The organism is Streptomyces sp. NPDC127197, from assembly GCF_042672405.1.
GTDB classification, from domain to species: Bacteria; Actinomycetota; Actinomycetes; order Streptomycetales; family Streptomycetaceae; genus Streptomyces; species Streptomyces flavusporus.
Map to the genome: position 1 here is coordinate 149306 of NZ_JBHXVG010000002.1, position 18477 is coordinate 167782.

Here is an 18477-nt window from a genome sequence, read left to right on the forward strand (position 1 = left end):
CAGCGGGTTGATGCCACAGGAACGGAACATCCGCACCCTCCCGATCGCTGTACCCGGTATGAGCGAATACCGCATCGAGCACGACTCCATGGGCGAGGTCCGGGTCCCCGCCGACGCCAAGTGGCGGGCGCAGACCCAGCGGGCCGTCGAGAACTTCCCCATCTCCGGCCAGCGCATCGAACGCGCCCACATCGAGGCCCTCGCCCGCATCAAGGGCGCCGCCGCCAAGGTCAACGCCCAACTCGGGGTGCTCGACAAGGACATCGCCGACGCGATCCAGGAGGCGGCCGCCGAGGTCGCCGAGGGGCGGTGGGACGAGCACTTCCCCATCGACGTGTTTCAGACAGGTTCCGGTACCTCGTCCAACATGAACACCAACGAGGTCATCGCCACCCTCGCGACCGAGCGGCTCGGCCGGGACGTCCACCCCAACGACCACGTCAACGCCTCGCAGTCGTCCAACGACGTCTTCCCCTCCTCCATCCACATCGCCGCCACCGCCGCCGTCACCCGCGACCTCGTCCCCGCCCTCGAACACCTCGCCGCCTCCCTCACCCGCAAGTCGGAGGAGTTCGCCGACGTCGTGAAGTCGGGGCGGACGCATCTGATGGACGCCACACCGGTGACCCTCGGCCAGGAGTTCGGCGGTTACGCCGCACAGATCCGCTACGGCATCGAGCGGCTCAACGCCTCCCTCCCCCGCCTCGCCGAACTCCCCCTCGGCGGCACCGCCGTCGGCACCGGCATCAACACGCCGCCCGGTTTCTCCGCCGCCGTCATCGAGGAGGTGGCCCGCGCCACCGGGCTGCCGCTCACCGAGGCCCGCGACCACTTCGAGGCGCAGGGCGCCCGGGACGGGATCGTGGAGACCAGCGGCCAGCTGCGGACCATCGCCGTGGGGCTGACGAAGATCGCCAACGATCTGCGGTGGATGTCCTCCGGGCCGCGCACCGGGCTCGCCGAGATCGCGCTGCCCGACCTCCAGCCCGGCTCGTCGATCATGCCGGGCAAGGTCAACCCGGTCATCCCCGAGGCCGTCCTGATGGTCACCGCCCAGGTCACCGGGAACGACGCCACCGTCGCCTGGGCGGGTGCGGCCGGCAACTTCGAGCTGAACGTCATGCTCCCGGTGATCGCGAAGAACGTCCTCGAATCCATCCGGCTGCTGTCCACCGCCACCCGCCTGCTCGCCGACCGCACCGTCGACGGCATCACCGCCAACCGGGAGCGGGCCCGGGAGTACGCCGAGTCGTCACCGTCCGTGGTCACCCCGCTCAACAAGTACATCGGGTACGAGGAGGCCGCCAAGGTCGCCAAGAAGTCGCTGGCCGAGCGGAAGACGATCCGTCAGGTCGTCCTGGAAAGCGGCTACGTGGAGCGCGGCGACCTCACCGTCGAACAGCTCGACGAGGCCCTGGACGTCCTGCGGATGACACATCCGTGACGAAGCATTCCGCCACGTGACCGGCGCGTGAACCGTGACGCGCGCCGCAGCGTCGTATGTCAGTGGCACCTAATATCTGTGCATGGCGGACGACGGAGCGGTGAGACGCGTGGAAGCGGGCGGAGCAGCGGCCTTCTGGGCGCCCGGGAGTCGGATCCTGTGGCGGTACCGGGAGAACGGCGGCGACCGCTTCCACATAGCGCGCCCCGTCACCGTCGTCCAGGACGATGCCGAGCTGCTCGCCGTCTGGATGGCGCCCGGCACGGAGTGCGTCAGGCCGGTGCTCGCGGACGGTACGCCGGTGCATCAGGAGCCGCTGCAGTCGCGCTACACCAAGCCGCGGACGGTGCAGCGCGACCGGTGGTTCGGTACGGGTGTGCTGAAGCTGGCGCGGCCCGGTGAGCCCTGGTCGGTGTGGCTGTTCTGGGAGCCGGGCTGGCGGTTCAAGAACTGGTACGTCAATCTCGAGGAGCCGTTGGTGCGTTGGGACGGCGGGGTGGACTCCGAGGATCACTTTCTCGACATCTCCGTGCACCCCGACGGCAGTTGGCACTGGCGGGACGAGGACGAGTTCGCGCAGGCCCAGCGGGACGGGCTGATGGACGGCCCGTCGGCCGCGCGGGTCAGGGCGGCGGGGCGGTCCGCGGTGGAGGTGATCCGCGCCTGGGGGCCGCCGTTCTCGGACGGCTGGGAGCACTGGCGCCCCGATCCGTCCTGGTCCGTCCCCCAGTTGCCGGACGACTGGGATCGTACGCCCGTGCATGTGTCCTCATGAGACCCTTGATGCGCCCCGGGGCAGGAAACGTAGGATCGTCCTCCGCAACCGCAAAAAAAGCATGGCCGGTGCGCAGCACCGTCATTGAGGGGTGGTGGCCGGGTGGCGGGCGGGAACGCGGCGGCAACTCCCCGAGTGCGCACTGTGCTTGACCACATGTCACCGAGGGGCGGCAGGACGTGAGCGAGGGGTACCAGGGCAACACCCGTGCGGGCCACGATCGGTCCGCCGGCGGCACAGGAACAGCCTCTGACCACGCGGGAAATCCGTTCCTGGGGCACGTATTCCGGGTATCGGGATTCCTGCGGGACGAACTGCACGCCCCGGACGGATGGATGCGACACGCGTGACGGAGCAGCCGACCTCCTTCGAGCGCCCCCAGCCGGGCGTCGACCCCGCGGACCCCCGCGGGGCGCTCCTGCGTTCCCAGGCGCCCGCACCGCACGCCGGTGCCGCCGCCTTACCCGCGCAGGCCCGCAGCACCGGCGAGACACCCTCGGGCACATCGGTGCCGCCGAGCGACGGCGCCGGCCCCGAGCACTCCCAGCCGGCCGCCACCGAGACCGACACCCACCGCCCACGCCCCACGCCGGAGGCCATCCCGGCGCAGCCCGGTCTCGAGCCGGAGCGTTCCGGCCCCGGCGGCAAGGAGCGGCGTACCGGACAGGTCACGCCGCCCGGCCGGCCCACGCCGATGCGGCGGGACGGGGACCGGCTGCGGTTCGTGGGCGCCGCGACCCGGCGGATCGCCCGCGGTATCGACCTCGACGAGATCGTGATGGGGCTGTGCCGGGCGACCGTGCCGACGTTCTCCGACGCGATCCTCGTCTATCTGCGCGACCCGCTGCCGGTCGGCGACGAGCGGCCCACGGGCCCGGTCGTGCTGCGGCTGCGCCGCACCGACCGCATTCCGGAGGAGCGGGACACCGAGAGCGGGTTCCAGCCCGTGCTCCAGCCGGAGCCGTCGGAGCTGTCGGCGCTGACCGCCGAACTGTGCGAGGTGCGCCCCGGCGGCGCGCTCTCCGAGGTGCTGCGCGGGGTGCGGCCGGTGTTCGCCGACGCACCCGCCGCCCGTGCCGCGCTGCCCGAACTCCTCGGAGAGGACGGCGAGTCGGTGATCCCGGGCGGCCAGCGGGCCATCCTCGCCCCGCTGCGCGGCCGTCGCCGGGTCATCGGCGCCGCGGTCTTCCTGCGCCGCCCGGAGCGGATCCCGTTCGAGGCCGACGATCTGCTGGTGGCCGCCCAGCTGGCCACGCACAGCGCGCTCGGCATCGACAAGGCCGTGCTGTACGGGCGGGAGGCGTACATCGCGGACGAGCTGCAGCGCACCATGCTCCCCGAGACCCTGCCGCAGCCGACCGGCGTGCGGCTGGCCTCCCGCTACCTGCCGGCCGCCGAGACCGCGCGGGTCGGCGGCGACTGGTACGACGCCATCCCGCTGCCCGGCAGCCGGGTCGCCCTCGTCGTCGGTGACGTGATGGGCCACTCCATGACGTCCGCCGCGATCATGGGCCAGCTGCGCACCACCGCGCAGACACTGGCCGGCCTCGACCTGCCGCCGCAGGAGGTGCTGCACCACCTCGACGAGCAGGCCCAGCGGCTCGGCACCGACCGTATGGCGACCTGCCTGTACGCCGTCTACGACCCGGTCACACACCGCATCACCATCGCCAACGCCGGCCATCCTCCACCGGTCCTGCTGCATCTGGGCGGCCGGGCCGAGGTGCTGCGGGTGCCGGCGGGCGCCCCGATCGGTGTCGGCGGCGTCGACTTCGAGGCCGTGGAGCTGGACGCCCCGGCCGGAGCGACCCTGCTCCTCTACACCGACGGACTGGTCGAGTCCCGCCTGCGCGACGTCTGGACCGGCATAGAGCAACTGCGCGAGAAGCTCGCCGCGACCGCGCAGCTCACCGGCCCCGACCATCCGCCGCCCCTCGAAGCCCTGTGCGAAGAGGTGCTGGACATGCTGGGCCCCGGCGACCGGGACGACGACATCGCGCTGCTCGCCGCCCGCTTCGACGGGATCGCGCCGAGCGACGTGGCGTACTGGTCCCTGGAGCCGGAGGAGATGGCCCCCGGCAAGGCCCGGCGTCTGGCCCGCAGCGCACTCGCCCGCTGGGACCTGGAGGAGCTCACCGACCCGGTGGAGCTGCTGGTCAGCGAGGTCGTCACCAACGCCGTGCGCTATGCGTCACGGCCGGTCACGCTGCGGCTGCTGCGTACCGACGTGCTGCGCTGTGAGGTCGGCGACGATGTGCCGCAGCTGCCCCGGCTGCGGCAGGCGCGCCACACCGACGAGGGCGGACGCGGGCTGTTCCTGGTGAACCGGCTGGCCCGGCGATGGGGAGCGACACGGCTCAGCACCGGGAAGGTGGTCTGGTTCGAACTCAACCAAGGGTGACCCACCGGACACTCTCGGAATCAGACCTGAATTAGACCCCGTCCAAAAGTTGCCGACTTCCTGCCGGCGGGGTTGACTGGCCGGGTGACCAGGTCACCCGGCCCGGCGTCCGACGGGAGGACCGCTCTTGAACCCTCCCTCTGACTCGGCAGAGGGATTCCTGGTTCACGCCGCTCGGTCGCTCAGCGAGTGGCCGAGGCTTACACGATCAACACCAGCCGGGTTGGAACCAGCCCGGTGTCCCCGACCTCAGCGACCGTGGCGGGGACGGGCGTTCGCCTTGGCAACGATTCACCGATCCGAGTGACCGGTCTTCCCTGGGGAGGACAAGTGACGCAGGCACCCCAGCAGGTCCCGTACACCACCAACAACCACGGCATCCCGGTCGAGAGCGACGAGCACTCGCTGACCGTGGGCTCCAACGGCCCGATTCTGCTCCAGGACCACTACCTCATCGAGAAGATGGCCCAGTTCAACCGGGAGCGGGTCCCGGAGCGCGTGGTGCACGCCAAGGGCAGTGGCGCATACGGAGTCTTCGAAGTAACCAACGACGTCAGCCAGTTCACCAAGGCGGACCTCTTCCAGCCGGGGAAGCGCACGGAGATGCTGGCGCGTTTCTCCACCGTCGCCGGCGAGCTCGGTTCCCCCGACACCTGGCGCGACCCACGTGGCTTCGCCCTGAAGTTCTACACGGAGCACGGCAACTACGACCTCGTCGGCAACAACACGCCGGTCTTCTTCGTCCGTGACCCGCAGAAGTTCCAGGACTTCATCCGCTCCCAGAAGCGCCGGCCGGACAACGGGCTGCGCGACAACAACATGCAGTGGGACTTCTGGACCCTCTCCCCCGAGTCCGCGCACATGGTGACGTGGCTGATGGGCGACCGGGGCGTTCCGAAGACGTACCGCAACATGAACGGGTACTCCTCCCACACCTACATGTGGGTCAACCGCGGCGGCGAGAAGTTCTGGGTCAAGTACCACATCAAGACCGACCAGGGCATCGACTTCCTCACCCAGGAGGACGCGGACCGCATGGCCGGCGAGGACGCCGACTGCCACCGCCGGGATCTCTTCCAGGCCATCGAGCGGGGCGATCACCCGTCGTGGACCATGCACGTGCAGGTGATGCCGTTCGAGGACGCCCCGGACTACCGGTTCAACCCGTTCGACCTGACCAAGGTGTGGCCGCACGGCGACTACCCGCTGATCGAGGTCGGCCGGATGACCCTGAACAAGAACCCGGAGGACTACTTCGTCCACATCGAGCAGGCCGCGTTCGAGCCGTCCAACATGGTGCCGGGCATCGGGCCGTCCCCGGACAAGATGCTGCTCGGGCGGCTGTTCTCGTACCCCGACACGCACCGCTACCGGATCGGCCCCAACTACGCGCAGCTGCCGCCGAACCGGCCTCGCTCGCAGGTGAACTCGTACGCCAAGGACGGGCCGATGCGCTACGAGCCCGCGAACACCGGTGCGCCGTACGCGCCGAACTCGTACGGCGGGCCTGCTGCGGACGTCGAGCGGTTCGGGGACGTCGCCGGGTGGCAGACCGCCGGTGAGATGGTGCGTGAGGCGTACAAGCTGCACTCCGAGGACGACGACTTCGGGCAGCCCGGCACGATGGTGCGGCATGTGCTGGACGATGCGGCCCGGGACCGGCTCGTGTCCAACGTCAGTGGTCACCTGAAGAACGGGGTGACCCGGCCGGTGGTCGACCGGGCACTGCAGTACTGGCGGAACATCGACAAGGAGATCGGGGACCGGATCGCGCACAACGTCAACGGCGCCTGATCCCCCGACAGCGAAGAGGGGCGCCCGGCGAAACGCCGGGCACCCCTCGTTCACTCCTCCTCGCCCGGCTCCACCGGATCCAGCGTGATGTCCCCGTCCGGAGGCCTCGTCGTCGGCGTCTGCGTCGGGGTCTGGGTCGGGGTCTGCGTCGGCGTCTCGGTGGGGGTCTGGGTCGGGGTCTGCGTCGGCGTCTCGGTCGGGGCTTCGGTCGTCGGGGCCTGCGTCGTCGGCTCCTGCGTGGGGGTCTGGGTGGGCGTCCGGCTCGGGGTGCGGGTCGGCTGGACGGCCGCGCCCTGGTCGGTGTCCAGGTCGAATCGGGTGACCTCGCCCATCGCGCCGAAGGTGTAGTCGGCCCAGATCAGCGCGGGGAAGTGACCGCCGTTGACGCGCTCCTCGCCGCCCGCGCCGTAGAGCGAGGACTGCGCGTACGTCTTGGAGTCCTCACCGAAGACGCCGACCGAGGTGACCAGGTCGGGCGTGTAGCCGGTGAACCAGGCCGACCTGTTCTCGTCGGACGTACCGGTCTTGCCGGCGACCTGCTGGCCGTCCCGGGCCGGGTTGTCGCGCACCGAGCGCCGGGCCGTACCGTCGTCGACCACGCCGGTGAGCACCGAGGTGACCGTGTCGGCGGCCTCGGGGCTGATGACCTGCTCGCCGATCGGGTCGGGCATCTCGACGGCGGTGTCCTTGTGCTTGGCCGACGCCACGATCGACGGGGTGACCTTCTTGCCGTGGTTGTCGAGGGTGGCGTAGACGCCGGCCATCTCCAGCGGGCTCGCGCCCATGGTGCCCAGGGTCTGGGCCGGCACCGGCTGGAGGTCCTTGGCGTCCATGCCGAGCTTCTCGGCGACCTCCATGACCTTGTCCATGCCGACGTCGACGCCCATCTGTGCGAAGACGGAGTTGATGGACTTGTTCATCGCCGTCTGCACGGTGACATCGCCGTAGTCGACGTCGTCCTCGTTCGGCGGCGCGAAGCCGACCTTCTTGCCGTCGTCCACGACCGGGCGCTTGCTGTCGCCGTCGTAGATCGTGTCGGCGGTGATCGGGGTGCCGTCCTGGGTCTCGGCGCCCTCGTCGACCGCCGCGGCCAGGATCAGCGGCTTGAAGGTGGAGGCGGGCTGGTAGTCGGTGCGCGTCGCGTTGTTCGTGAAGTGCTTGACGTAGTCCACGCCGCCGTACATCGCGAGGACCTTGCCGGTCTTCGGGTCGACGGAGGCGGCGCCGGCCTGGACGTCCGCGTCGACCTCCCGTTCGTCCGGGTCGAGCTTGCTGGTGAGCTGCTCCTTGGCCGCCTTCTCGAGCTGGGTCTGCTTCTTCTTGTCGATGTTGACCGTGATGGTCCAGCCGCCCCGGTCGATCTTCGCCAGGGCCTCCTCCAGGTCGGCCGCCGAGCCCTGGGCAACGAGTTGCCTGGCCAGTTCCTGGTTGGCCGCCTTCACGATGTAGCCGTTCTGGCCCTCCATGCCGGGCGCGGCCTTGGGCTCCTTCGGCACCGGGAACTTCATGCCCTGGCGCTCGCCGGAGTCCAGCCAGCCCTGCTCGACCATGTTGTCCAGGACGTAGTTCCAGCGCTCCTCGACCAGCTGCTTGCCCGTCTCGGAGGCGACCGCCCAGTCGTACGAGCTCGGTGCCTGGAGCAGCGCGGCGAGGTACGCCCCCTCCTCGACGGAGAGGTCGCTCGCGTCCACGCGGTAGTAGGCCTGCGCGGCGGCCTGGATGCCGTAGGCGCCACGGCCGTAGAAGCTGGTGTTGATGTAGCCCGCGAGGATGTCGTCCTTGGACTTCTCGCGGTCCACCTTCAGGGAGATCACCAGCTCCTTGAGCTTGCGGGTGACCGTCTGTTCCTGGGTGAGGTAGTAGTTCTTGACGTACTGCTGGGTGATCGTCGAGCCGCCCTGCTTGCCCTTGCCGGAGAGGGTGTTGAGCAGGCCTCGGGCCGTGCCCTTGAGGTCGACGCCGGAGTCGCTGTAGAAGGTCTTGTTCTCGGCGGCGACGAAGGTCCGCTGGACCTTCTTGGGGACCTGGGCGAGGTCGACGACCTCGCGGTTGACCTCGCCGTCGCGGGTGAGGGTCGTGCCGTCGCTGTACTTGTAGACGTTGCTCTGCTCCTTGGCGAGCGCGTTCCCCTTGGGGATGTCGATCACCAGGTACAGCACGATGAAGCCGCCGATGCCGAGCAGGCAGAGGCCGAGGAACGTGCCGAGGACCTTCTTCCAGGTGAACAGCCGGCGTATGCCGCTCTTCCCGGTTGTGCCCGCGCCCGCTGCCCGCGACGAACGGCGGCGCTTCGGTGCCGCGCGGTGGCCACCGCGCTGTCGCGCTCGTCTCTCTTCCGCTCGTCCCATGAGTCCGTCTGCTCCGCTTCGTTGTCGGCTGTCACTCCGGCGCCCGGTGCAAGTCAGCTCAGAAAGCTAACACCGCTCTCTATGACCAAGTCCGGCTGATTCGGTCCTTTACGGGCGTGACAATCAGCACCCATCCCAACGGAACCGACGTTCGAGAGGGGGTTGAGGTTGCCGTGGCGGGGTAAAGTGATATCACTTAGCTAGAACTGAGCTAGACAGGAAACAGCTCCACCGAGAACGGGGGAACCGCCCATGACCACGCACGACTCCGCACCCGACGTCCCCGAGATGCCCGAACCACGCGTCCGCGAGTTCACCGCCCACAGCATCGGCGGCGGACTCGCCCTGCTCCTGGGCCTCATCGGGCTGCTGGCCGGCATCGGTACGGCCGTGTCCGCCTCGGCGGTGTCGGGGGCCGGCGCGAAGGCCGCGCTGATCATCGTCGGCATACTCGTCGCCATCTCCGCCTTCGTCGCCATGTGCGGGCTGAACATGGTCGCGCCGGGCGAGGCCCGGGTCGTCCAGCTCTTCGGGCGCTACCGGGGCACGATCCGGCAGGACGGCCTGCGCTGGGTGAACCCGCTCACCTCCCGCACGAAGATCTCCACCCGTGTCCGCAATCACGAGACCGCGGTCCTGAAGGTCAACGACGCCTACGGCAACCCGATCGAGCTCGCCGCGGTCGTGGTGTGGAAGGTCGAGGACACCGCGCAGGCCACCTTCGAGGTGGACGACTACATCGAGTTCGTCTCCACGCAGACCGAGGCGGCGGTCCGGCACATCGCCATCGAGTACCCGTACGACGCCCATGACGAGGACGGCCTCTCGCTGCGCGGCAACGCCGAGGAGATCACCGAGAAGCTCGCCGTCGAACTGCACGCGCGCGTGGAGGCGGCCGGCGTGCAGATCATCGAGTCCCGCTTCACGCACCTCGCCTACGCCCCCGAGATCGCCTCGGCGATGCTCCAGCGGCAGCAGGCGGGTGCCGTTGTCGCGGCGCGGCGTCAGATCGTGGACGGAGCGGTGGGGATGGTCGAGGCGGCGCTCGCCCGGATCACCGAGCAGGACATCGTGGAGCTGGACTCCGAGCGGAAGGCGGCGATGGTGTCCAACCTGATGGTGGTGCTGTGCGGGGACCGCTCCGCGCAGCCGGTCCTCAACACCGGGACGCTCTACCAGTGACGGCGCCTTCCGGGGGTTCAGCCCCTCAGCGTCGGCCGCAGCAGCGCAAGCAGGTGCTGCTGCGGCTGGACCCGTCGGTGTACGAGGCGCTCGCACGGTGGGCGTCCGACGAGCTGCGGTCGGCCAATGCGCAGATCGAGTTCCTGTTGCGGCGCGCTCTCGCGGAGGCAGGCCGACTGCCGGGCGACGCCGGTCCGATGCCCCGCCGGGGCCGTCCGCCCGGGGGCTCCACCCCCAGACCTCCGTCGGCCTGAACGGCCTCACCCTCACGCGCCGGACGGGCTGGTCGGCTGTAGCAGAACCGTGACAACAGGCTCCGACCTGCACGGCCGTACACCCCGCAATGATCTACACACCCTGCGTATGCCTACCGTGTATACACCGTGTGTAGAGTGCTCGCATGTCCATCGGTCACACCCTCCTGGGCCTCCTTGAATCCGGCCCCCGTCATGGCTACGACCTCAAGCGGGCCTTCGACGAGAAGTTCGGTCAGGACCGGCCGCTGCATTACGGCCAGGTCTACTCGACGATGTCCCGCCTGCTGAAGAACGGGCTCGTCGAAGTCGACGGAATCGAACCGGGCGGCGGGCCCGAGCGGAAGCGGTACGCCATCACCGACGCCGGGATCACCGACGTCGAGCGGTGGCTCGCAACGCCGGAGAAGCCCGAGCCGTACCTTCAGTCGACCCTGTACACCAAGGTCGTCCTCGCGCTGCTCACCCGGCGCGACGCCGCCGAGATCCTCGACACCCAGCGCTCCGAGCACCTGCGGATGATGCGGATCCTCACCGACCGCAAGCGCAAGGGCGACCTCGCCGACCAACTGATCTGCGACCACGCCCTGTTCCACCTCGAGGCCGACCTGCGCTGGCTGGAACTGACCGCCGCACGCCTCGACAAGCTCGCGGAGGCGGTGACCAAGTGACCGCTCCTTCCGGTTCCCTGCTCGTGGCCGAAGGGCTGCGCAAGACGTACGGTCCCACGACCGCCCTCGACGGCGCCGAGTTCTCCATCCACCCCGGCGAGGTCGTCGCCGTGATGGGCCCCTCCGGCTCCGGCAAGTCGACGCTGCTGCACTGCCTCGCCGGGATCGTCACGCCCGACGAGGGCTCGATCCGCTACGACGGCCGGGAGATGGCCACGATGAGCGACGCCCAGCGCAGCGCGCTGAGACGCTCGGAGTTCGGGTTCGTCTTCCAGTTCGGCCAGCTCGTGCCCGAGCTCACCTGTGTCGAGAACGTGGCCCTGCCGCTGCGTCTGAACGGCACGTCCCGCAAGGCCGCCGAGCGTACGGCGCTGTCCTGGATGGAGCGCCTGGAGGTCGACGGGATAGGCAGGAAGCGGCCCGGTGAGGTCTCCGGCGGTCAGGGGCAGCGGGTCGCCGTGGCGCGGGCGCTGGTCACCAGTCCGCGGGTGCTGTTCGCCGACGAGCCGACCGGCGCGCTGGACTCCCTCAACGGGGAGCGCGTGATGGAGCTGCTGACGGACGCGGCCCGCTCGACCAACGCGGCCGTCGTCCTGGTCACCCACGAGGCGCGGGTCGCCGCCTACTCCGACCGCGAGATCGTCGTACGGGACGGGAAGTCCCGGGACATGGAGCGCGTCGTATGAGGCTCCGTCAGTGGTCCAGGGATCTGGCCATGGGCGTCGGGTTCGCGTTCACCGGCCGGGGCGGCTGGGTGCGGGCGGTGCTCATGGCGGTCGGCGTCGGGCTCGGTGTGGCGCTGCTGCTGCTCACCACCGCGCTGCCGAGCGCGCTGACCGCCCGGGACGAGCGCGAACGGGCGCGCACCGACTTCACGTTCAGTGAGACGACGCCGCCGAAGACGGACGCCACCCTGCTCGTCGCCAACGTCGGCACCACCTTCCGCGACAAGGACATCCGCGGCCGGGAGCTGGAGCCGGAGGGCGCGAAGGCTCCGCTGCCGCCGGGCGTGGCGGAGTTCCCGGCGGCGGGCGAGATGGTCGTCTCCCCCGCGCTGAAGGAACTGCTGACGTCGGCGGACGGGGCACTGCTGCGCGAGCGGCTGCCCGACCGGATCGTCGGCACCATCGCCGAGCCCGGCCTGATCGGCTCTCACGAACTCGCCTTCTACCGGGGCGGCGAGGAACTCGCGTCAAGGCTCGACGGCGGCCGGGTCGCGCGGATCGAACGGTTCGGGGAGGAGATTCCGGGCACGTCCGAGCCCTGGGACCCCGTCCTGCTCCTGCTGATCCTGGTCGTCTTCGTGGTGTTGCTGATGCCGGTGGGTGTCTTCGTCGCCGCGGCCGTACGGTTCGGCGGGGAGGGGCGTGACCGGCGGCTCGCGGCGTTGCGGCTGGTGGGCTCCGACCGTCATATGACCCGCCGGGTCGCGGCGGGCGAGGCACTCGCCGGGTCCGTGCTGGGCCTGGTCTTCGGTACCGGTTTCTTCCTGATCGGCCGGGAGATCGCAGGCTCGGCCGAAGTGTTCGAGGTCAGCGTGTTCCCCAGCTACCTCAACCCCTCTCCCGTCCTTGCCGCACTGGTCGCTCTCGCGATCCCGGCAGCGGCCGTCCTGGTCACCCTGTTCGCCCTGCGCGGTGTGGTGATCGAGCCGCTCGGCGTGGTCCGCACGGCGAAACAGCACCGCCGCCGGCTGTGGTGGCGGCTGCTGCTGCCGCTGGCCGGCCTCGCGATGCTGGCTCCGATGATCGGCCAGGGCAGCGACGGCGGCGACTTCAACCAGTACCTGGTCGTCGGCGGCGTGATGCTGCTGCTCATCGGCGTCACCGCGCTGCTGCCGTGGATCGTCGAGGCGGTCGTGGCCCGGCTCGGAGCCGGCTCGGTGTCCTGGCAACTGGCCGTCCGCAGGCTTCAGTTGAGCAGCGGTACGGCGGCTCGCACGGTCAACGGCATCGCGGTGGCGGTGGCCGGCGCGATCGCGCTGCAGATGCTGTTCGCCGGTGTGGAGGACGACTTCACCGTCGAGTCCGACCAGGATGTCTCGCGGATCCAGATGCAGGTGTCCGTGCCGGAGGGCATGCCGCTCACCGAGGCCGCGGCGGAGTTCCGGCGGACCGAGGGGGTGCGCAGGGTGTATGCGTACTCGGAGGGCTATGTGGGCGAGCGGCGCTCGGATCCCGAGCTCAGCACCACGGTGACCGTGGGCGACTGCGCCTCGCTGCGGGAGATGGCGAAGCTGCCGTCCTGCCGTGACGGTGACGTGTTCGCCGTGTCGGGCGCGGAATACGACACTGACACGGAAACCATGGCGAAGCCCGGCCGGACGGTGTACTTCGACCCCACGTACGAGGGCAGCCCGAAGGGCGCGGAGACCGCGTGGACCCTGCCGGCCGTGAAGCGGGCGAAGGCGGCCCTGGACATGACCGGGAGCGAGCGCGGCGGCCTCCTCGTCACTCCTGAGGCACTGCCCGCGGCGGCCCTGGAGAGCCTGACCGGCCAGGTCTATCTCCGCCTCGACGAGTCCGTGCCGGACGTACGCGACTTGGTACGCAACACGGCGGCGGCCGTCGATCCGCTCGCCGAGCCCATGCTGTGGGTGTCCAGCCAGCGCTCCGACCGCTACGAGAGCATCCGCACCGGCCTGCTCGTCGGCGCCACCTGCGTCCTGGCCCTCATCGGCGCGAGTCTGCTCGTCTCCCAGCTGGAACAGCTCCGGGAGCGCAGGAAGCTGCTGTCCGCCCTGGTCGCCTTCGGCACCCGGCGCCGCACGCTGAGCCTGTCGGTGCTGTGGCAGACGGCGATCCCGATCGTGCTCGGCCTGACCCTGGCCTCCATGGTGGGCCTCACCCTGGGTGCGGTGCTGCTGAAGATGACGGCCACCCCGGTGAGCGTCGACTGGGTGAGTGTGCTGGCGATGACCGGCATCGGCGCGGGCGTGGTCCTGCTGGTGACGCTGCTCAGCCTGCCGCCGCTGCTGCGGCTGATGCGCCCGGAGGGCCTGCGCACCGAGTGATTCAGTCGGCGCCGTCCACCACCCGTACGGGCTGCGGCCGCAGTGCCTCGCGCAGTGCGGCCGCCAGCTCCTCGTACTCGCCGCCGCGCGCCGCGCCGGTGCGCATGGCCAGGGCGATACGCCGGGTCGGCGCGGGATCGGCGAAGTAGCCGGTGAGGAGCTGGTTGCTGCGGCTCGTCTCGACCTTGACGGCGGTACGCGGCAGCAGGGTGCACCCGAGCCCACCGGCGACGAGCTGGACGAGGGTGGACAGCCCGGCGGCCGTGGTGGTGACGGGCGCATCCTCACGCCCCGCCTCCCGGCAGATGTCGAGGGCCTGGTCGCGCAGGCAGTGCCCCTCGTCGAGCAGCAGCAGGTTGAGCTCTCTGAGCGCCTCGCGCGGAATGCCCTCCCGCCCGCCGAGCCAGTGGTCCAGCGGCGTGACGAGCACGAAGTCCTCGTCGAAGAGGGGCAGTTCCGACACCCCCGGCACCCCGAGCGGGACGGCGAGCAGCAGCAGGTCCAGCCGGCCGGAGGTGAGCCCGTCGAGGAGGTTGGCGGTCTGCTCCTCGTGCACCTGGAGGTCGAGGTCGGGATAGCGGTCGTGCACCAGTCGCAGCACGGTCGGCAGGAGATAGGGCGCGACGGTCGGAATGACGCCCAGCCGCAGGGCCCCGGTGAAGGGCGCACGCACCGCCTCGGCCTCCTCCATCAGGGCGCCCACCTCGCTCAGCACCGCCTTCGCCCGTACGGCCAGCCGCTCACCGGCGGGCGAGAGCAGCACCTTGCGGGTCGTACGCTCGAGGAGAGTGATGCCGAGGACCTCCTCCAGGGCGGAGACGGCGCCGGAGAGGGCAGGCTGGCTCATGCCGATCGCGGCGGCGGCGTCACGGAAGTGCAGATGCTCGGCCACCGCGGCGAAGGCACGCAACTGGGCAAGACTGGGCTGCCTCCTCTTGCCCACGTTACTGACGGTCACTGATAGCTACCTCCGATCAACCCGACCGAGTGTAGCTATTTCCGTAATCAATGCGCGTTGTGCCACGATCATCGACGTCCAACCCCATGGGAAACGCCCACACAATGGGCGTTTCTTCGCTGCAAGGAGAGCTAGTGCTCACTGTCGGTGACAAGTTCCCCGAGTTCGAACTGACTGCCTGCGTCTCACTGGAGAAGGGCCAGGAGTTCGAGAAGATCAACCACAAGACCTACGAGGGCAAGTGGAAGGTGATCTTCGCTTGGCCCAAGGACTTCACCTTCGTGTGCCCGACCGAGATCGCGGCCTTCGGCAAGCTGAACGAGGAGTTCGCCGACCGCGACGCCCAGGTCCTCGGCTTCTCCGGTGACTCCGAGTTCGTGCACCACGCCTGGCGCAAGGACCACGACGACCTGCGTGACCTGCCGTTCCCGATGATGGCCGACTCCAAGCACGAGCTGATGCGCGACCTCGGCATCGAGGACGAGGAGGGCTTCGCCAAGCGCGCCGTCTTCATCGTCGACCAGAACAACGAGATCCAGTTCTCGATGGTGACCGCCGGCTCCGTCGGCCGTAACCCCAAGGAGGTCCTGCGGGTCCTCGACGCGCTCCAGACGGACGAGCTGTGCCCGTGCAACTGGAGCAAGGGCGACGAGACCCTGGACCCGGTCAAGCTGCTGGCCGGTGAGTGACTGACATGTCCCTCGACTCCCTGAAGTCCTCGATTCCGGACTACGCCAAGGACCTGAAGCTCAACCTGGGCTCGGTCATCGGCAACTCCGAGCTGCCGGCGCAGCAGCTGTGGGGCACAGTGCTGGCGACCGCCATCGCCTCCCGCTCCCCCATCGTCCTGCGCGAGCTGGAGCCGGAGGCCAAGGCGAACCTGTCGCCCGAGGCCTACACGGCGGCGAAGGCGGCGGCCGCGGTCATGGCGATGAACAACGTCTTCTACCGCACGCGCCACCTGCTGTCCGACCACGAGTACGGCACCCTGCGCGCCGGCCTCCGGATGAACGTCATCGGCAACCCCGGTGTCGACAAGGCCGACTTCGAGCTGTGGTCCTTCGCCGTCTCCGCCATCAACGGCTGCGGCATGTGCCTCGACTCGCACGAGCAGGTCCTGCGCAAGGCCGGCATCGACCGCGAGGTCATCCAGGAGGCCTTCAAGATCGCCTCCGTCATCCAGGCGGTCGGCGTCACGCTGGACGCCGAGGCGGTACTGGCCGAGTAGCCGGACCAAGCCATGTGCGGGCCCCGTTCACCTTCGTGGTGGGCGGGGCCCGGTCCGTTGCCGCGGGAGTCCTGCGGAGACCGTCAGTGCGCGTCCGACGGGGGATTGGGCGGCGCCGGGGCGATGGACGTCGCCGTCGCGCCGTGCGGCTGGGGGGAGTTCCGTAGCGCCTCCTGGGAGTACGACCGCAGATAGCCGACCACCGTGTTGGTCACCGCCACCAACGGCACCGCCACCACCGCGCCGCCGATCCCGGCCACCAGGCCCCCGGCCGTCACGGACAGCACCACAGCCAGCGGATGCACCCGCACCGCCCGTCCCAGAATGAACGGCTGCAGGATGTGTCCCTCGATCTGCTGGACCGCGAGGACGACCACCAGCGTCATCACGCCCGTGAAGACGCCCTGCGTCACCAGCGCGACCACGACCGCCAGCGCCCCGGACACCACCGCACCCACCAGCGGGACGAAGGCGCCGAGGAAGATCAACACGGCGAGCGGCACGGCCATCGGGACGTCCAGGAAGTAGATCCCCAGGCCGATGAAGATCGCGTCGATCAGCGCCACCACCACCGTGCCGCGCACATACGCCGTCAGGGTCCGCCAGGCCCGAGGCCCCGCCCCGGCGACTCCGGGCCGTGCTGCCGTCGGCACCAGCTTCAGCGTCCACTGCCAGATCCGCGGTCCGTCGTAGAGGAGGAACAGCGTCGAGAAGACCGCGAGCAGGATCCCGGTCAGCGCCTCGACGACGACCGTCACGCCCTCCAGCCCCGCGGACGTGATCTGTTCGGTGTTCGCCCCGATCGCCTCCCTCAGGTTCTCGGCGATGTCGTTGATCTGCTTGTCGGTGACGTGGAAGGGGCTGGCGAGCAGCCACCGGCGCAAGTCGTCGATGCCGTCCTGGATCTGGTCGGAGAGGTTGTCGATGTTCTCCATGATCTGCCAGGTCACGAACCAGCCGATGAGCCCCATGACGACGAAGCCGAGGATCGCGGTGAGCACCGTGGCCGGCCCGCGCGGCACCCCGTAGCGCCGCAGCCGCGCCACCGTCGGCTGCAGCAGAGCGGTGATGAACAGCGCCGCGACAAAGGCCAGCACCAGCAGCTGTACGGCACTGATGACCCGCATCAGCACCCACAGCGTGCCCGCCAGCACCAGCAGCCGCCACCCGGCCTCGGCGGCGACCCGCACGCCCCACGGCACGGCCTGCGCCGGATCGGGCCGGACGAACGTAGGCGCGGCGGCCTCCTCGGCGGGTGCGGACGTCTGCGCGGCGGCCGCCGGCTCCGGCTCGGCGTGCTCCTTCTCCGCCTCGGCCCGGCGTTCCTCCCACCGCTGGCCCATATCTGCCAGCCGGGTCCCGAGCCGGCTCAGCCACTGTGGCACTCGCGACATGATCCGTCCCTTTCCCCCGTCTGTCCCCACCGCTCCCCCTGGAGTCGTTCCGTCCGACCGTACATGGCCGAAGCCCCTCACCGAAGGACGGTGAGGGGCTCGGAAAAGTTGAGCGGGGGTCGGCTCAGTACCAGTGGTTGGCCTGCCAGAACGACCAGGCGTCACAGGGACTGCCGTAGCGCTCGTTCATGTAGTTGAGGCCCCACTTGATCTGGGTGGCCGGGTTGGTCTGCCAGTCGGAACCGACGGAGGACATCTTGGAGCCGGGCAGCGCCTGGAAGAGGCCGTAGGCACCGGAGGAGGGGTTGACCGCCCGGTAGTTCCAGTCGGACTCGTGGTCCACGATGTTGCTGAAGCACTGGAACTGCCCGCTCGGCACCATCGAGGCCGCCATCGACTGGATCTCGGCGATGGTGTACGAGCTCTGGACGGCGAAGTCGGACGCGTCCCGGGCGGCGTCGCGGCTGGCCGCCTGCTCCGCCTCCTCGCGCTCCTTGGCTTCCTGAGCTGCCTGGGCCGCCTTCTCGGCGGCCTCCTTCTTCGCGATCGCGGTTTCGGCGGCCGCCTTGCGGGCCGCCTCCTCGGCGTCCTTCTTGGCGCTCGCGTCGGCGGCGATGGCCTGCACGTCGGCCTGCTGCGTCAGGGACGCGGTCTGCACCTGGGCCTGCTGGCCCGCGGGTATGTCCGCGAGGAGCGTCAGGTCGGTTGCCGCCGCCTCGGCGTCGTTGTTCTGCGCGGTGCTGCCCGAGGCAACGCCGACGACGCTTCCGACTGCGGTGACCGCGGTGGCCGAGGCCACTGCGAATCCCCGGACCGAAATCCGGCTCACACGGTTTCCTTCCAGCATCGCCCGCTTCGGTGACCCTGGCGGACGCAATCGTGCCCCTGGCACTGGCCTCCCCAACTGCGGGGTCACGGGAGGCGCGGGCCCGGTGGGCAACTCCCCGCAGGGGAGCGCCGCATGGTGCTCGGGCGGCATACGACGGAGCTATGGAGTTAGCGGTGTTGCCTTCGT

General features: G+C 69.9%; 15 protein-coding genes. 11 read left to right on the forward strand and 4 right to left on the reverse strand.

Features of this window, described 5'->3' with window-relative positions; genetic code table 11:
• Window positions 1–58: 58 nt before the first annotated feature.
• The 4 genes from ACFVJQ_RS03350 to ACFVJQ_RS03365 all read left to right on the forward strand — a co-directional run bounded on the left by ACFVJQ_RS03350 (window position 59) and on the right by ACFVJQ_RS03365 (window position 6414).
• Window positions 59–1444: a class II fumarate hydratase gene (locus ACFVJQ_RS03350; RefSeq protein ID WP_385510813.1), complete on the forward strand. Its 1386-nt coding sequence runs from the start codon at window positions 59–61 to the stop codon at window positions 1442–1444.
• Window positions 1445–1526: 82 nt separating this feature from the next.
• Complete coding sequence (locus ACFVJQ_RS03355) at window positions 1527–2219, forward strand: DUF402 domain-containing protein (protein WP_385510814.1); 693 nt, start codon at window positions 1527–1529, stop codon at window positions 2217–2219.
• 331 nt (window positions 2220–2550) lie between these two features.
• Entirely contained in the window at window positions 2551–4620 is a 2070-nt protein-coding gene (locus ACFVJQ_RS03360; RefSeq protein WP_385510815.1) for a SpoIIE family protein phosphatase, read from the forward strand.
• 330 nt (window positions 4621–4950) lie between these two features.
• The gene (locus ACFVJQ_RS03365; RefSeq protein ID WP_385510816.1) at window positions 4951–6414 is read left to right on the forward strand and encodes a catalase; all 1464 of its coding nucleotides are present in this window, start codon (window positions 4951–4953) and stop codon (window positions 6412–6414) included.
• A 50-nt stretch (window positions 6415–6464) separates the two neighbouring features.
• On the opposite strand, the gene ACFVJQ_RS03370 is transcribed toward ACFVJQ_RS03365, so the two are convergent.
• Entirely contained in the window at window positions 6465–8762 is a 2298-nt protein-coding gene (locus tag ACFVJQ_RS03370; RefSeq protein WP_385780563.1) for a transglycosylase domain-containing protein, read from the reverse strand.
• A 252-nt stretch (window positions 8763–9014) separates the two neighbouring features.
• On the opposite strand from ACFVJQ_RS03370, the gene ACFVJQ_RS03375 reads away from it, so the two are divergent.
• The 5 genes from ACFVJQ_RS03375 to ACFVJQ_RS03395 all read left to right on the forward strand — a co-directional run bounded on the left by ACFVJQ_RS03375 (window position 9015) and on the right by ACFVJQ_RS03395 (window position 13882).
• The gene (locus ACFVJQ_RS03375) at window positions 9015–9944 is read left to right on the forward strand and encodes an SPFH domain-containing protein (protein WP_385510819.1); all 930 of its coding nucleotides are present in this window, start codon (window positions 9015–9017) and stop codon (window positions 9942–9944) included.
• Window positions 9941–10198: a hypothetical protein gene (locus tag ACFVJQ_RS03380; protein ID WP_385510821.1), complete on the forward strand. Its 258-nt coding sequence runs from the start codon at window positions 9941–9943 to the stop codon at window positions 10196–10198. The genes ACFVJQ_RS03375 and ACFVJQ_RS03380 overlap by 4 nt, the downstream gene beginning before the upstream one ends.
• A gap of 146 nt (window positions 10199–10344) precedes the next feature.
• Window positions 10345–10869 carry a PadR family transcriptional regulator gene (locus ACFVJQ_RS03385; RefSeq protein ID WP_385510823.1) on the forward strand — a complete coding sequence of 175 codons (525 nt, stop codon included), beginning with the start codon at window positions 10345–10347 and terminating at the stop codon, window positions 10867–10869.
• Window positions 10866–11555, forward strand: coding sequence for an ABC transporter ATP-binding protein (locus ACFVJQ_RS03390; RefSeq protein WP_385780567.1), 690 nt, complete (start codon window positions 10866–10868; stop codon window positions 11553–11555). The genes ACFVJQ_RS03385 and ACFVJQ_RS03390 overlap by 4 nt, the downstream gene beginning before the upstream one ends.
• Window positions 11552–13882 (forward strand): FtsX-like permease family protein, encoded by a 2331-nt coding sequence (locus ACFVJQ_RS03395; protein WP_385780570.1) that lies wholly within the window; start codon window positions 11552–11554, stop codon window positions 13880–13882. The genes ACFVJQ_RS03390 and ACFVJQ_RS03395 overlap by 4 nt, the downstream gene beginning before the upstream one ends.
• Window position 13883: 1 nt before the next feature.
• On the opposite strand, the gene ACFVJQ_RS03400 is transcribed toward ACFVJQ_RS03395, so the two are convergent.
• Complete coding sequence (locus ACFVJQ_RS03400) at window positions 13884–14840, reverse strand: LysR substrate-binding domain-containing protein (protein ID WP_385510827.1); 957 nt, start codon at window positions 14838–14840, stop codon at window positions 13884–13886.
• A 134-nt stretch (window positions 14841–14974) separates the two neighbouring features.
• Here ACFVJQ_RS03400 and ACFVJQ_RS03405 point away from each other — a divergent pair, with 134 nt between their 5' ends.
• On the forward strand, window positions 14975–15529 hold the full coding sequence (locus ACFVJQ_RS03405) for a peroxiredoxin (protein ID WP_385510828.1): 555 nt from the start codon (window positions 14975–14977) through the stop codon (window positions 15527–15529).
• Between the two features lie 5 nt (window positions 15530–15534).
• Window positions 15535–16068 carry an alkyl hydroperoxide reductase gene (locus ACFVJQ_RS03410; RefSeq protein WP_224737607.1) on the forward strand — a complete coding sequence of 178 codons (534 nt, stop codon included), beginning with the start codon at window positions 15535–15537 and terminating at the stop codon, window positions 16066–16068.
• An 83-nt stretch (window positions 16069–16151) separates the two neighbouring features.
• On the opposite strand, the gene ACFVJQ_RS03415 is transcribed toward ACFVJQ_RS03410, so the two are convergent.
• Together ACFVJQ_RS03415 and ACFVJQ_RS03420 are read right to left on the reverse strand one after the other, a co-directional pair.
• Window positions 16152–17462: an AI-2E family transporter gene (locus tag ACFVJQ_RS03415; RefSeq protein WP_385510830.1), complete on the reverse strand. Its 1311-nt coding sequence runs from the start codon at window positions 17460–17462 to the stop codon at window positions 16152–16154.
• A 124-nt stretch (window positions 17463–17586) separates the two neighbouring features.
• On the reverse strand, window positions 17587–18291 hold the full coding sequence (locus ACFVJQ_RS03420) for a transglycosylase SLT domain-containing protein (RefSeq protein ID WP_385510831.1): 705 nt from the start codon (window positions 18289–18291) through the stop codon (window positions 17587–17589).
• Window positions 18292–18477: the final 186 nt, after the last annotated feature.

Excerpts from the sequence above, each read along its gene's own strand:
- ACFVJQ_RS03350 (WP_385510813.1), top strand. The coding sequence starts at position 59 with ATGAGCGAATACCGCATCGAGCACGACTCCATGGGCGAGGTCCGGGTC.
- ACFVJQ_RS03355 (WP_385510814.1), top strand. The coding sequence starts at position 1,527 with ATGGCGGACGACGGAGCGGTGAGACGCGTGGAAGCGGGCGGAGCAGCG.
- ACFVJQ_RS03360 (WP_385510815.1), top strand. The coding sequence starts at position 2,551 with ATGGATGCGACACGCGTGACGGAGCAGCCGACCTCCTTCGAGCGCCCC.
- ACFVJQ_RS03370 (WP_385780563.1), bottom strand. The coding sequence starts at position 8,762 with ATGGGACGAGCGGAAGAGAGACGAGCGCGACAGCGCGGTGGCCACCGC.
- ACFVJQ_RS03375 (WP_385510819.1), top strand. The coding sequence starts at position 9,015 with ATGACCACGCACGACTCCGCACCCGACGTCCCCGAGATGCCCGAACCA.
- ACFVJQ_RS03385 (WP_385510823.1), top strand. The coding sequence starts at position 10,345 with ATGTCCATCGGTCACACCCTCCTGGGCCTCCTTGAATCCGGCCCCCGT.
- ACFVJQ_RS03395 (WP_385780570.1), top strand. The coding sequence starts at position 11,552 with ATGAGGCTCCGTCAGTGGTCCAGGGATCTGGCCATGGGCGTCGGGTTC.
- ACFVJQ_RS03410 (WP_224737607.1), top strand. The coding sequence starts at position 15,535 with ATGTCCCTCGACTCCCTGAAGTCCTCGATTCCGGACTACGCCAAGGAC.
- ACFVJQ_RS03415 (WP_385510830.1), bottom strand. The coding sequence starts at position 17,462 with ATGTCGCGAGTGCCACAGTGGCTGAGCCGGCTCGGGACCCGGCTGGCA.